Raw genomic sequence first — 12,852 nt, 5'->3', positions numbered from 1 at the left:
AAGAGGATGCCTAAAAATCAGGTTGAAATTTTCCAGAAACTTTGCCCCACTGACACTCCAATGGAAACTTACATAGAGAAGTATAACAACCTTCAGAAACAACTTATCAGCGAGCTTGCAGATAAGCAGAAGGCAGCAGAAAACACTCCCGCCAATCCCCTCTCCTACTTAGGAGCGGAATTCAACTGGAGTAGGCTACATCATTCCATTTACGTGTTGGAGGTGGGGGAACTCGCTAAAAAAAATTTCCTGAAGTTTGGGTTGGAGGGACCTTCCGGGCACCCCGAGGTAGGTGGGCGTTACCTAAGGCTTTTCGGGCTCTTAAGCGCTGTTTACAAGCAAAAGCAGGCCATGGAAAGTTTGCTGGAGTTGTATAAGATTGAAGAGAAGGATAAAATTTCCGCGGTGCTGAACAACTCAGAGATGATTAATCTGTGTCACAAACTGGGCGCTAACGGCACATCCTTAAGAACTAACCTGACGGAACCTGAGAAACAAATGGAATTCTACAAGTTATCCCCTGCTGATTTAGAGGTGAGTAAAATCAAACTGATAATCAGAATGTGCGAGTTTGAGAGCTATGACCTGCAGGAAGATTTAAAATGTTTTGACAAAAAGGTGGAGCTCACTCTATCTTTTATGATTGGAGAAGTTCTGAGAAAAGCCTTTTATAACCAAGGGCCATACTATGAGCAATACGTTCTCATCAAAGAGTTAAATAGCCTAAATACAAACCTCAAGGACACCGAAGCGAATTCATTGTAGGAACGATTTTAAGTGTTGAGGATCTATTCAGATTTATCTTTGGATTGCTTACCAGCACTGCAGTTCTATTTTTGAACTATTCTATTTAAAAGGCCCTAAAATCATCAAACTTGGTTACCATCTATGGGCATGGTCAGCGATACGGTGGTACCTTTTTGCAGTGAGGATTCAATCTTTATGGTGCCGCCGTGCAGGCGCATGATCTTCTCAGTCATAGCCAAACCTATGCCCGTACCCGTGCGGGACCGAGCGTTTTGGGCGCGGTAGAATGGCTCTGTTACCCGGTTTACTTCCTGTTCCGGGATTCCTACTCCTTGGTCCTCCACTTGTACGGTAACTTGATTTTTCTGACAAACTAGGGTGACGTTCACCTGTTGATGATCAGAGAACTTGGAGGCATTTTCCAGCACGTTCTTCAGGGCAATCTGCAAGAGGTTTCTGTTTCCTTTCACCGTTACTAGCGCTGGATCTGAGGGCAAAGCAGATAGATCAAGCCGTATCTGATTCTGCGGCAGCTGGTGGTTCAGATCTGATTTCACCTCAAGTAACACCTCATCCATCCGTACTTGCTCCTGCTGCACAGCTTGTTCGTCAAACCCGGTTTGGGCCAGGAGAATCAAATCTGAGGTAAGCTTTTCTAACCGCTCCGTTTCTTTTTGCAGGGTTTCCAGCGAATGTTTGTACTCTTCCGAAGTCCTGTCTTTCAGCAAGGTAACTTCCAACTCTCCTCTTATGGCGGTCAGCGGATTGCGGAGTTCATGCGAGGCATTGGCGATAAAACTTTTCTGCATGTAAAAAGAAGTCTCCAGGCGCTCCAGCATTTGATTGAACGTAGTAATAAGGTTCCCGATTTCATCTTTGCTCTCCCGCTCCTGTACCCGCAGGTGCAGGTTGGAAGCCCTTATTTTATTTACTTCTTGTACAATAGCTACAATAGGCTGCAATACTTTCCGGGCGAAGAAGTGTCCGGCTACTACCATCACCAAGATGCCGATGAGAACACTGATAATGAGTATCTCCCGGAGATTGCGGAGTTTGCTTGAACCGGTCACGTCTACTGCCGAGACAACTACATAGAAGTTTCCCTGGTTGTCTTCATACCAAAGCCCCACCGCCTGCTTGTCGCCTTGCCAGAACTCGGCCACTTTCTTCTGGTCTATCTCCTCAAAAACCTTGGCAGGAACCGAAAGCATCCCGGTTTTAGGAACCACTTTGGGAACCCGAATTTTATCATAAATGGTGAGTGATTCTTCGGCTAAGCTTTGCAGGTACTTCCGTTGTACTTTCTGCAGGCTGGCGGCACTAAGTTCATCCCGCTCCAGATACACCTGCGCCGAGATAACGCCCCGGTCCATCAGGCGTTGGAAAAACTGCCGCCGGGTGTATTGCTCAGCGAAAAAATAGATGATAATGCCCATGAAAATGAGCACCGTTGTGGTAAGCCCGGTAAAGATGAGGGTGAGTTGATTCCGGAAATTCACGCGTCCTCCGGTTTCTTCAAGATGTAGCCCATGCCCACCACGGTATGGATCAGCTTGGTGGAGAATTCCTTGTCAATCTTGTTGCGCAGGTAATTTACGTACACATCTACCACGTTGGAGCCTAAATCAAAATTCAGATCCCACACATTCTCCAGTAAATCTACCCTTGACAAGACCTTGTTTTGCCTTTTCATGAAATATTCCAGCAAGGCAAATTCCCGGGCGGTCAGGTTGATGAGTTTTCCTTCACGGGTAACTTCTTTGGTATCCAGGTTGAGTTGCAAATCACCGGCTTGCAAGAGGTTGCTGGACATGGAAACATCAGCCCGCCGAGCCAAGGCCCTGACCCGCGCCACCAGTTCTTTGAATTTGAAAGGCTTAGTTAGATAATCATCTGCGCCTGCCTCCAGCCCCTCAACCACGTCATCGGTGGCGCCTAAAGCAGTCAGCAACAGGATGGGAGTCCTGATCTGCTCTTGCCGCAACTGCCGACACAAATCCAATCCGCTTAGGTGCGGCATGATAATATCCAGCACAATCACCTGGTACTCGTTCTGAAAGGCGAGCTTTTTACCGGTAAGCCCATCGTACGCCACCTCCACCTCAAACGTCTGCTCCTGAAGACCTCTTTTGATGAAAGCCGCCACGTTCGGCTCATCTTCAATTACCAGTACTTTCATATTGTATTCGCCCGGCTTTTAGTAACTACTTTAACAAAAGTAACCCTAAAATGCCCTAAAACGAAGTGTTCTCCTGGTTTTACCTGTTGGATTGTTTATGCCCTATTTTCGTAAAAAAATGTATGAAACAAAAAAGCATAGGCTTCATTTCTCCTACAGTTTGGTGAAAATGGTTATAAAACAGAAAAACCTAATCATTAAGAAAATGAGCTTCTCTATTTTATGGTGACCAGATTAGAGCCTTAAGCTAACTCTAAGGCTTCCTTGTTGTATTTGTTTCGGTACTCCAGCGGGGAGATTCCGGTAATTTTCTTGAAGGTGGTCCGGAAGGCTTTGTTGTCTGAGTAGCCCACCGAGTACATGACTTCGTTCACGTTTTCGCGGGAGGTTTCCAGACGCATTTTGGCGGCCTCTACTTTCACCCGCTGAACGTATTCCATGACGGTATTGCTGGTGGCTTTTTTGAACCTCCGCTCCAGGTTGCGGCGGCCCAGGTAAAACATGGAAGCTAGTTCGTCTACCGTGATTTTCTCTTGGTAATTTGCTTCAATAAACTCCTGCGCTTTCATGATCAGGTCGTCTTCATGGTCTTTCTGCCCATTGAAAATCACGAAGGGCGACTGGCTTCTGCGGTCAATATCTATCTGGAAAGCTTTGGACATCAGCACGGCCACCTCCCGCCCCACATACTTTTCAATCAGGTACAAGACTAGGTTCAGGTAAGAAAAGGCCCCGCCGCTTGAGTAAATCCCTTGTTCATCGGTCAGGATGCTGTCTTCCACCAATTGTACCTCAGGGAACATCTTTCTGAAGTCGTTGGCGGCCATCCAGTGGGTGGCACATTTTTTCCCGTTGACCAAGCCTGTGGAGGCCAGTAAAAAGGCGCCTACGCAAAGGCTGGCCACCTCCGCCCCATTTGCATATTGGTTTACAATCCAGGGGCCGAAATCTTGGTTCAGCTCCAGAGCAGCCCTTAAGTCACCATCCAAGGCCGGAATAATGATCAGGTCGGTTTTCAGGATGTCTTGGGCCAGCACATCGGTGTAGACGGTGTATATTCCGCTAGCCACGGTTACTTCCTTGGTGAGACCAGCTAACTGCACCTGAAACATGGCTGGTCGGTCCATATTTCTAAGAAGTTTGTTCACCTCGGTGAACACCTGCCGGGGTCCTTCCACGCTTCCTAAAATAGCTCCTTTGGGTACCAGAATGGTGATATGCTTCATGGAGGATAAGATTTAGTATGTTCGTTTACGTGCTCCTTTTCGGGGTTCAATCCCTCTTCCAACTCAGATTAGAAGTTCTTTTAAGGCTAAGAGATGCCTTATAAAAACTTCCATCCTTTGGCCTCATTTTTCTTCTACCTGCAAGCGGGTTGCCATCATTTAAATCTAGGAAGAAAGATTGTCGCAATCAACCCTTTTAATGCCGGAAGTACACCCTTTGAAAATCTCTGAATACCTGTATGTTTGTGGTGTACTTAAAGCCTAACCTTATGGAAAAGACCACCATCAAAAAAGAGATTGACATCCAGGCGCCCAAAGAAAAAGTATGGGAAGTGCTACTGGAAGATCGGTACGTACGGCAATGGTATGCCTCCTTCAGCGACGGCGCCTATGCGGAGACCGATTGGCAACTGGGTAGCAAGGTGCTTTTTAAAGACCCTTCTGAGAACGGCATGATTGGCAAGATAGTGGAGCACACCCCCAACGAACTGCTTTCTGTTAGGTACGAAGGGTTGCTGATCAACGGCGAGGAAGATACCCAAAGCGACGATGCTAAAGCCGTACAGGGCGGGCTGGAGACTTACAAACTAATTCCCACTAACGGCGGCACCCAGGTTGCCATTGAAGGCGACATGACCCCCGAGTATTTTGATATGATGTCTGCGGCCTGGGATTCTGCCCTGCTCAAGATCAAGGAACTGGCCGAACGTAACGCAAACTAACTGTTTACCGCCCGTTTTATGAGAATCATCAAGAAACTGCTCCTTGGTTTTGCGGCTGTAGTGGCTGTGCTGTTGGTTTCTGCCTTATTTGTAGACCGTGAATACAGCGTGCAACGGGAAGTGGTCATCAACAAACCCAAAGCCGAGGTGTTTGACTACCTCAGGCAGCTGAAAAACCAGGACCACTACAACAAATGGGTCATGAGAGACCCTAACATGAAAAAAAGCTACCGGGGTACCGATGGCACCCAAGGCTTTGTGTACGCCTGGGACGGGAACGACGAAGCGGGTCAAGGGGAGCAGGAAATCACAGGAATCACTCCGGGGGAGAAACTGGATATTGAGATCCGGTTCATCAGACCTTTGGAAAGCATTGCCCAAACGCCTTTCATCACCACGGCAGTTGCTGAAAACCAAACCAAGGTAAGATGGGGCATGAAAGGAACCCACACCTATCCGCTTAACCTTCTGAATCCCTTTTTAGACGCCATGCTGGGACCCGACATGGAAACCAGTTTGGGCACTCTGAAAACCATACTTGAAAGAAAACAGCTTACTTCTAACTAAACCAATTACACCTTATGGTAACCATTCACCCATACTTAAATTTCAACGGTAACACCGAAGAAGCCTTTACATTCTATAAATCGGTTTTTGGAGGAGAGTTTTTGGCGGTGCAGCGATTTAGGGACATGCCTCAGTCAGGCCAAATCCCCGCTCATGAACTGGATAAGATCATGCACATTGCGCTCCCCATTGGTTCCGGCACCCTCCTCATGGGCACCGACGCCTTAGAATCTATGGGCCAAACCGTCACTATGGGCAACAACTTCCATCTTTCCATTGACGCCCCAAATCTGGAGGAAGCCACCTCAATGTTCAACGCGCTCTCAGAGGGCGGTAAAGTAGAGATGCCGTTAGAGAAAACCTTCTGGGGAGCTTACTTCGGGATGTTAACCGACCGTTTTAACATTAAATGGATGGTGAATCATGACCTGAAACAGGAAGAGCAGCAGATGGAAATAACCAGCAAAAGCGAAGAAGTAACTCTTTGATAGATTTAGTTTAACATCTTTCAATGACAGGGCTCTTCCTGGCTTAACCTCCTTAACTCTCCGGGGAATAATCTTCTGCAATCGACTTAACCCTTTTTTTCCTTACAACAAAGCTATGACCGTAGAAGTGTTTGTTACCGACGTAAAGGAGCTTTCCGAAGCAGAAAATCTGTTGAAGGTCCTACAACACCACTTTCCTGACTGCCGCATCAACTTTGACCTGGAGGACTGTGACAAGATTCTTCGGGTGGAGGGCAAAGACTTCAACTCTCATTCCATCATGCAGTTGGTGACCTCCAACGGAGCCAACTGCAAGGTGCTGGAGTAGGAACATTTTAGTTACAGAGGCTACCAAAGTAGCTGTGTGCTGATAAAAATGATCCTTAATGATTGGGCCTCCCTTATAACGCTTGGTTTCAGAAACCAAGCGTTATAAGGGAGGCCCATTTTGCATCAACTAACCTGAAAAACCTGGCAATTTTAGGTTTTACTTTCTCTACGCCTTTAAAAAAACAATTCCTCCGTTTAGGGCCTACTTTCATAGAACAAGCCTTAAACGGAGGAATCATGAGAAATAAATAAGATGGTTATTTACCTATCAGTTTATAACCTAAGCTTAAAATCACTTGCTGGTTTCTGAAATCGGCACTGCCGTTGGCATCGGTATAGGTTCTTTTCAGGCGCTCATACCGTACATCGGCGGTAAGCCGGGAGATATCTAATCCTGCCCCAACCTGGTAGCCCCAGTCGGCGGAGTTGAACGCGTCTTTGTAGTCCTCGGCCCCAAATTCACTGTTGATGAGCACCGAAGCCACTGGCCCGGCGTACGCCCGCAGGAAAGATAGTTTGTACCCTAGTAAAATAGGCACATCCACGTTGGTGAAGCCTAGTTCCTCTACACTAGTGCCGCCGGTAGAATTAGGCACCTCAAATTTCCCTCCGGATGAAGAAAGCAAGACCTCTGGTTGGAGTAGAAACCCAGCAACATTGAACCGGGTAAAGATACCCGCATGATAGCCCGTGATGCTCCCTTCTTCCTTGAACTGGGTGAAATTGGCGCTTGGGTTTTCGAAATCAACTTTTGAGGAGCTTATCCCGGCCTTTAACCCTAAGGTGAAAATTTGAGCGTGCGCCATGATCCCCGAGGTCAGGAGAACTGCCGTCAGTAAAAAAAGTTTTTTCATAATTGGTAGTAATTAGATCGCGTTGTTTGAAGCTAAATAACAGGATGCCTGTTTTAAATCCAAACGCAACACCCCGCTACTTGTTTTACGGCTGTTTTCATGAAAGGAAATTAAATATGAAGCTGACAAGGAATATCGGGTACTTCTACTTGGGTAAATACCTCAGAGATTTGGAGGGGTAACTAGTTGCTTATTGGTAAATGAGACCGTTTTCTAAAAGGAATAGAAGCAGTCAGATTGATTTATGCTATTATCCAAAGCAAACTTTCTCCTTATATAAATTCCATTTCTCTAAGTAGGTTATATAGCTGTTAGTTTACCAAGTACTTGCATGATTTAGGTGAAAGCTTTGGCAAGGCCACAGAAAAGCGGTACTCATTTTAGATTTTCAAATGGCAAATTCACTCTCTTCATTTCCTACACCTTAATAAATTAAGCAAAAATTATATTTTATAAAATTAAATTCATATATTAGAAATAAGTTTAGTTCTACTACCAAATCAAAACACTCCATTTGAGCAGGCAAAAAGAAAGAATTATCCTATAAGTACCCTGTTAGGTTGTACTCTTAACCTCCAGGTGAATACCCGCTTAGCTTCAAGTACTCATTCCTTAAACCTATACCACTACCCTTTATTCGTTAAGAAAATGAAAACAACATCTCCAATCGCACCTGAAAAGACATCCTTCAAAATAAAGAAAGACGGCATTGATCTGGAGCGTTACTTTTCCAGAATAAACTATACCGGAGACCTTGCTCCTACTTTAGAGACACTCCAGAGCCTGCACTATCACCATGCCACCTCCATTCCTTTCGAGAACCTAAATCCTTTTCTGAGACAGCCCGTGCTGCTGGACAGCGAGTCTTTGCAGCGAAAGTTGGTAGAAGAAGGCCGGGGCGGGTACTGTTTTGAGCAAAACCAATTGTTTGCCGAGGTATTGCGGACCTTGGGCTTTCAGGTAAAGGGGTTAGCCGCCCGGGTGCTCTGGAACGTTCCGGCAGGAGTTACCACGGCCCGCGCGCATATGTTGTTGCTGATCCAGATAGGGGAAGAAGATTACATTGCTGACGTAGGATTTGGAGGGTTAACGTTGACCACGCCCCTTCGGCTTTTTGATACCGGAGAGCAAAAGACTACCCATGAAACCTTCAGGATGGTGCCTCTGGAGGAGGAATTTGTACTGCAAGCCAAAATACAAGGCAGTTGGAAACCCCTGTACCGTTTCGGGCTGCAAGAGCAGTTTTCCCCTGATTATGAAGTGTCTAACTGGTTTACATCCACCCACCCCAGGTCTCCTTTCGTGAATGGACTGGTGTTTGCCAAAACCACCCCGGAAGCCCGCTATGGCCTCCGGAATTATGAACTAAGCATCCATTATGTCACGGGTTTCACCGAAAAGCAAGTCCTTACCAGCCCTGCCCAGGTGAAAACAGTCATAGAAGAGGTATTCCAACTTCCCGTACCTACCAGCTCAGAACTGGACCAAGCCTTGCATCTGATCCTGCAACCCTTAGATTAAGTTCTACTTTGAGGTCTGCTCACCCTTGTCTCTTATGAGGCAGACCTCAAGGAAGTTTACCAAGAAGCATACCCGTCCTTTCTGGTCAGACCTTGCATTTGGGTTCTTCTTTGTAAATCAGGCAATTTTGCTTAGACTTATAACCGACTACTCACCTGACTCTTTCAAAGAAGAAAGAGTGAACCGAATTCTACTCCCTATGAAAAAACTGTACGTTTTTCTCCTGCTTTCCATTTCTCTATTCTCCAATTGCTCAACCGAAAATGGACTGGGATCCAGTTCCAAATCACCTTCCATTTTGGTTTTCTACAAAACAGCAGGCTTTTACCATAAGTCCATTCCGGCGGGATTAACCGCCATCCAGAAGTTGGGCCGCGAGAATGGCTTTGGGGTTGACACCACCAAAAATGCCGCCTTCTTTGTCCCAGATTCGTTAAGAAAGTACAAGGCAGTTGTTTTCCTGAGCACCACGCAAGATGTACTCAACCCTGCCCAACAAACCGCATTTGAGCAGTACATCAAGGCCGGAGGCGGTTTTGTAGGGGTGCACGCGGCCACTGACACCGAGTATGACTGGCCTTGGTACAACCAATTGGTAGGCGCTTATTTTGAAAGCCACCCCGAGGTTCAGAATGCCACCATTCAGGTGCTGGACAAATCACACATCTCCACCTCCTTATTACCTGATCGTTGGGAGCGGAAAGATGAGTGGTACAACTTCAAAAACATCAATCCGCAGGTGAAGGTACTGGCTACCTTAGACGAGACCACTTATAAAGGAGGTAAAAACGGAGCCAATCACCCCATTGCCTGGTACCACACGTTTGATGGCGGAAAAGCCTTCTATACCGCAGGTGGCCACACCGATGAAAGCTTCCAGGAACCTTTATTCCTTCGGCACTTATTAGGCGGCATCCAGTATGTTCTAAAGGATTAACCTTCTACTTCTGTAAGTCTGCAAGAAGCAAAACGGGCTGGACTTCCTTGATTTGGAAGTCCAGCCCGTTTTGCTTCATATCCGATTTACTTGCATAATCTTACCTCCTGAAAACAATTTCTGAAGAAGTTTCAAAGGTATAAGAACATAAACCTTTGGATAACTGCATGAAAAAAAGCCCTCGTTTAAAGGCTGGTTTCAAAAACAAGCCTTTAAACGAGGGCTTTTTCGAAAGAATAGGACTCTACTCCAGAAGTAATGAGTGATTACTGCACCACTACCTGAATGGTTTTGGAAGTGGTACCGGTTAGCAATTTGCAGTGGTAGATGCCCGGGGCAAGGCGACCTCCGTTTCCGGTGGTCAACTTTTGCTGAATGGCATGAGAACCGGCGGCTTGCTTCCCTATCGTACGGCTGAAAACTAACCGTCCAAGCTGGTCAAACAACTGCAGCGATACCTCAGTGGAAGCCACTAATTGGTAGCGTACATTCAACTCTCCGGTTCTGTTAGGGTTTGGATAAGCCACCACTTGCTTCACCAAAGCGTCTTTCTCTTCTTTGGAGCTTAACAGAATGCTGGAAGTGGAAAGCCGTTTGGTTGTGTACACGCGGTACTCACCTGGTTGCAAAGTGATAGCCTGGTTTACATTGGTCACATTTAACGACTGCCCGGTCACATAATCATACCAGGTACCGGTGTTCTGAAACTTAGGGTCAATAGAACCCTGCGTCACCCCGAAATTACCCAACACCGCCACATTCATGTCTGGGTCCTGGATATGGATGGTTTTCAGGGCCCCTTCCAAGTTCAAGGTGTAGTTGGCTGATTCAAAAGCCGGCTGGTTTATTTTCAGCTTTATAAGGGCCGCATAAACATTGTACAGCTTTTTACGCTCCGCATCCTGGTAGTAGTTCCAGAGGATGGGTTTGTCGCCGGTGCGGCCATTCTGATTGATGGAGATATCATACCCCAATTCACCAAACTGCCAGATCATCTTCGGGCCCGGGATGGTGAAGAAGAAGGCGGCCGCCAATTGCATGCGCTGCAGGGCAGTAGCCAGGGTGCGCACATTGTACGTGTCAGAGGTATTGCCGTAAAGCAGGGCCTCGTACATCTGGCGCTCCTCATCATGACTTTCCATATAGCCCACCACGTGCGGAGAGGTCCAGCCCCGCTGTTTGTAAGAGATCCAGTTGAAGTTGGAGTCGTTGGTGTACCCCAGGATGGCTTGTTTGTAGTTACCGTGCAGGTTGCCCCACAGCATCATGCCGTAGTTCGCCAAAACCGTTTCTTCGCTGTTATCGGCAAAATGCTCCAAAATCACATAGGCGTTGTTGTCTACCGTCCAGACATGATCGGCCATGCGCTTAAGCAAGTCAATGCGGCTTTGATCGTACTGGCCCCAGTTGCTAACACTGCCCAAAGTCTGCTTTTGGGTGAAGCCTTTAGACAAATCGAAACGGTAGCCGTCTATTTTGTATTCCTGCAGCCAGAACTCGGTAACCCGGTCTACAAAGTATTTGGTGGCAGGGCTTTCATGGTTGAAGTCATGCCCCACGTTGAAGTCATGTTTGGGGTCTGGGTTAAACCACGGGTTATCTGGGGTGGTTTTTCCGGTGGCACTGTTGTAGTACAGTTGCACCATCGGGGATTGGCCAAACGAGTGGTTCAAGGCAATATCCAAGATCACCGCCATGCCCCGGGCGTGAGCCTCATCAATAAAGCGCTTGAGCATCTCTTTAGGCCCGTAATACTTGTCTGGGGCAAAATAATAAACTGAATTGTACCCCCAGCTCAGGTTTCCTTCAAACTCGTTGATAGGCATCAGTTCTATGGCATTCACTCCCAACCGTTGCAGGTAATTAAGGGTATCGGTCAGGGTCTTGTAATCGTGCTTGGCGATGAAGTCACGCACCAGCAATTCGTACACCACCAAGTCGGTTTTCTTAGGACGGGCAAAGTTGGGAACCGACCAATTGAAGGCAGGTTGATTTGTCTGGAAAACAGACACCATGCCAGTGGCTTTTCCAACCGGGTAAGATTTCAGGTTAGGGTACGTTTCAGCGGAGATATACTGGTCTTCATTGGGGTCCAGGGTCTTTTGCGTGTAGGGGTCTCCTATCCGCAGCGTTTCATCTACCAGGTATTGGTACGCGTATTCCCGCCCAGAAGTGAGATTATCAATCTGAACCCAGTACCGGGTGCCGTCTGGGGTACGCTTCATAGGAGTAGCACCCGCCACCCAATTGTTGAAATCTCCCACCACATAAACATTCTGCTTATTAGGGGCATACAAGTTCAGCAGCACGCTGGTAGCGCTGAGGTAGGTTACCCCGTCTTTGGCATTGGCCGGAAGGGCCTGCGTCTGGACTGCCTCCCTCACCACATAAGTAAAAGAATCGGCGGCAACCACAGTGCCGCTTTCTGCAGTCAATTTCACCTTGTTGGCGCCGGGGGTGGTGGCAGTCAACTGGGTTTCCAGAGTGGTAGCAGCGGCTTCCTCCTTTACCTTAACCCCGTTCACAAAGAGCGTGAGCTTGGCTGCGGCAGAAGCATTTCCCCTCACCTGAACCGTTTGGTTCTGGTTTACAAACAATCCGTTCATGCCTACCGTGGGTTGGGAAAACGAAACGTTGATGGACCCCGATTGGTAAATAGCTACCTTGATGTCCTTGCCCCCGGTGTCTTTTCCTTCCTTGGAGCCGTTACCGTTCCTGAACACAAACATCAGCGCCCTGATTTCCTCCGTGGCTGGCACGTTGTAGTATGTTCTCGGGGTAATGGTAATCTGATATCTATTATTTCCAAGGGAAGTCATCAAAGCCGCGGGCGTGTTGGTGCCCCAAGGTGCTTTCACGTACTTCCAGTCAGAATCAGAGGTACTCAAATTGGTGAGCACCCCAGTGTGGGCGTAAACCGGTTCAGAGACATTGGCCAGACCGCCTGTCCCTTTTGTTGCATCAAAGGTGATGGTAACCGGTTCATTATGAACAGGGAAAGCCGGTGACCAGGTCACCACTTGCGCCTGAACTCCTTGTACCAGCAGCAACACCAGCAACAAGCCAAGCAAACGAAACGTAGTTTTCATGCAATAGGCAAATTAAGTTTAGTAAAACACCATCAATGACGTTACGAAATCGATTTCCTTGCGAATTTATTAAAATTACATCGTTGATGCATTTATTTTTTAACAACTTTCTATAGCCGCATCGGTACTTTCCGTCATTGTTGCACCTTTCCTTAAGGAAGTGTAACTTAACCCATTCCCAACACCGCACTT

12 protein-coding genes are annotated in these 12,852 nt (G+C 47.2%); 7 read left to right on the top strand and 5 right to left on the bottom strand.

Annotated features, from left to right (window positions below):
* Positions 1-60 precede the first annotated feature (60 nt).
* Positions 61-765 carry a hypothetical protein gene (locus tag ACW9SV_RS19265; protein ID WP_479558396.1) on the top strand — a complete coding sequence of 235 codons (705 nt, stop codon included), beginning with the start codon at positions 61-63 and terminating at the stop codon, positions 763-765.
* Between the two features lie 104 nt (positions 766-869).
* On the opposite strand, the gene ACW9SV_RS19260 is transcribed toward ACW9SV_RS19265, so the two are convergent.
* The 3 genes from ACW9SV_RS19260 to ACW9SV_RS19250 all read right to left on the bottom strand — a co-directional run bounded on the left by ACW9SV_RS19260 (position 870) and on the right by ACW9SV_RS19250 (position 4,152).
* On the bottom strand, positions 870-2,246 hold the full coding sequence (locus tag ACW9SV_RS19260; RefSeq protein ID WP_479558395.1) for a sensor histidine kinase: 1,377 nt from the start codon (positions 2,244-2,246) through the stop codon (positions 870-872).
* Positions 2,243-2,926: a response regulator transcription factor gene (locus ACW9SV_RS19255; RefSeq protein ID WP_479558394.1), complete on the bottom strand. Its 684-nt coding sequence runs from the start codon at positions 2,924-2,926 to the stop codon at positions 2,243-2,245. Before ACW9SV_RS19255 ends, ACW9SV_RS19260 begins: the two co-directional genes overlap by 4 nt.
* A 242-nt stretch (positions 2,927-3,168) precedes the next feature.
* Complete coding sequence (locus tag ACW9SV_RS19250) at positions 3,169-4,152, bottom strand: GlxA family transcriptional regulator (protein ID WP_479558393.1); 984 nt, start codon at positions 4,150-4,152, stop codon at positions 3,169-3,171.
* A gap of 269 nt (positions 4,153-4,421) precedes the next feature.
* Between ACW9SV_RS19250 and ACW9SV_RS19245 the strand changes: the two genes are divergently transcribed.
* The 4 genes from ACW9SV_RS19245 to ACW9SV_RS19230 all read left to right on the top strand — a co-directional run bounded on the left by ACW9SV_RS19245 (position 4,422) and on the right by ACW9SV_RS19230 (position 6,257).
* Positions 4,422-4,874, top strand: coding sequence for an SRPBCC family protein (locus ACW9SV_RS19245; protein ID WP_479558392.1), 453 nt, complete (start codon positions 4,422-4,424; stop codon positions 4,872-4,874).
* Between the two features lie 18 nt (positions 4,875-4,892).
* Positions 4,893-5,441 carry an SRPBCC family protein gene (locus ACW9SV_RS19240; protein ID WP_479558391.1) on the top strand — a complete coding sequence of 183 codons (549 nt, stop codon included), beginning with the start codon at positions 4,893-4,895 and terminating at the stop codon, positions 5,439-5,441.
* A 14-nt stretch (positions 5,442-5,455) separates the two neighbouring features.
* Positions 5,456-5,929 (top strand): VOC family protein, encoded by a 474-nt coding sequence (locus ACW9SV_RS19235; protein ID WP_479558390.1) that lies wholly within the window; start codon positions 5,456-5,458, stop codon positions 5,927-5,929.
* A 115-nt stretch (positions 5,930-6,044) separates the two neighbouring features.
* Complete coding sequence (locus ACW9SV_RS19230) at positions 6,045-6,257, top strand: hypothetical protein (protein WP_479558389.1); 213 nt, start codon at positions 6,045-6,047, stop codon at positions 6,255-6,257.
* Between the two features lie 259 nt (positions 6,258-6,516).
* On the opposite strand, the gene ACW9SV_RS19225 is transcribed toward ACW9SV_RS19230, so the two are convergent.
* Positions 6,517-7,113, bottom strand: coding sequence for a porin family protein (locus tag ACW9SV_RS19225; protein ID WP_479558388.1), 597 nt, complete (start codon positions 7,111-7,113; stop codon positions 6,517-6,519).
* A 648-nt stretch (positions 7,114-7,761) separates the two neighbouring features.
* On the opposite strand from ACW9SV_RS19225, the gene ACW9SV_RS19220 reads away from it, so the two are divergent.
* Positions 7,762-8,634, top strand: coding sequence for an arylamine N-acetyltransferase family protein (locus ACW9SV_RS19220; protein ID WP_479558387.1), 873 nt, complete (start codon positions 7,762-7,764; stop codon positions 8,632-8,634).
* Positions 8,635-8,833: 199 nt separating this feature from the next.
* Entirely contained in the window at positions 8,834-9,571 is a 738-nt protein-coding gene (locus tag ACW9SV_RS19215) for a ThuA domain-containing protein (RefSeq protein WP_479558386.1), read from the top strand.
* Positions 9,572-9,837: 266 nt separating this feature from the next.
* On the opposite strand, the gene ACW9SV_RS19210 is transcribed toward ACW9SV_RS19215, so the two are convergent.
* Positions 9,838-12,660, bottom strand: coding sequence for a DUF4961 domain-containing protein (locus tag ACW9SV_RS19210; protein ID WP_479558385.1), 2,823 nt, complete (start codon positions 12,658-12,660; stop codon positions 9,838-9,840).
* Positions 12,661-12,852: the final 192 nt, after the last annotated feature.

Source organism: Rufibacter sp. JT20002, assembly GCF_056491185.1.
This window is presented reverse-complemented; position numbering and strand designations above follow the sequence as displayed.

Bases quoted from the DNA above. Each gene is read 5' to 3' on its own strand.
- ACW9SV_RS19265 (WP_479558396.1), top strand. From the start codon at position 61: ATGGAAACTTACATAGAGAAGTATAACAACCTTCAGAAACAACTTATC.
- ACW9SV_RS19255 (WP_479558394.1), bottom strand. From the start codon at position 2,926: ATGAAAGTACTGGTAATTGAAGATGAGCCGAACGTGGCGGCTTTCATC.
- ACW9SV_RS19250 (WP_479558393.1), bottom strand. From the start codon at position 4,152: ATGAAGCATATCACCATTCTGGTACCCAAAGGAGCTATTTTAGGAAGC.
- ACW9SV_RS19245 (WP_479558392.1), top strand. From the start codon at position 4,422: ATGGAAAAGACCACCATCAAAAAAGAGATTGACATCCAGGCGCCCAAA.
- ACW9SV_RS19240 (WP_479558391.1), top strand. From the start codon at position 4,893: ATGAGAATCATCAAGAAACTGCTCCTTGGTTTTGCGGCTGTAGTGGCT.
- ACW9SV_RS19235 (WP_479558390.1), top strand. From the start codon at position 5,456: ATGGTAACCATTCACCCATACTTAAATTTCAACGGTAACACCGAAGAA.
- ACW9SV_RS19230 (WP_479558389.1), top strand. From the start codon at position 6,045: ATGACCGTAGAAGTGTTTGTTACCGACGTAAAGGAGCTTTCCGAAGCA.
- ACW9SV_RS19225 (WP_479558388.1), bottom strand. From the start codon at position 7,113: ATGAAAAAACTTTTTTTACTGACGGCAGTTCTCCTGACCTCGGGGATC.
- ACW9SV_RS19220 (WP_479558387.1), top strand. From the start codon at position 7,762: ATGAAAACAACATCTCCAATCGCACCTGAAAAGACATCCTTCAAAATA.
- ACW9SV_RS19215 (WP_479558386.1), top strand. From the start codon at position 8,834: ATGAAAAAACTGTACGTTTTTCTCCTGCTTTCCATTTCTCTATTCTCC.
- ACW9SV_RS19210 (WP_479558385.1), bottom strand. From the start codon at position 12,660: ATGAAAACTACGTTTCGTTTGCTTGGCTTGTTGCTGGTGTTGCTGCTG.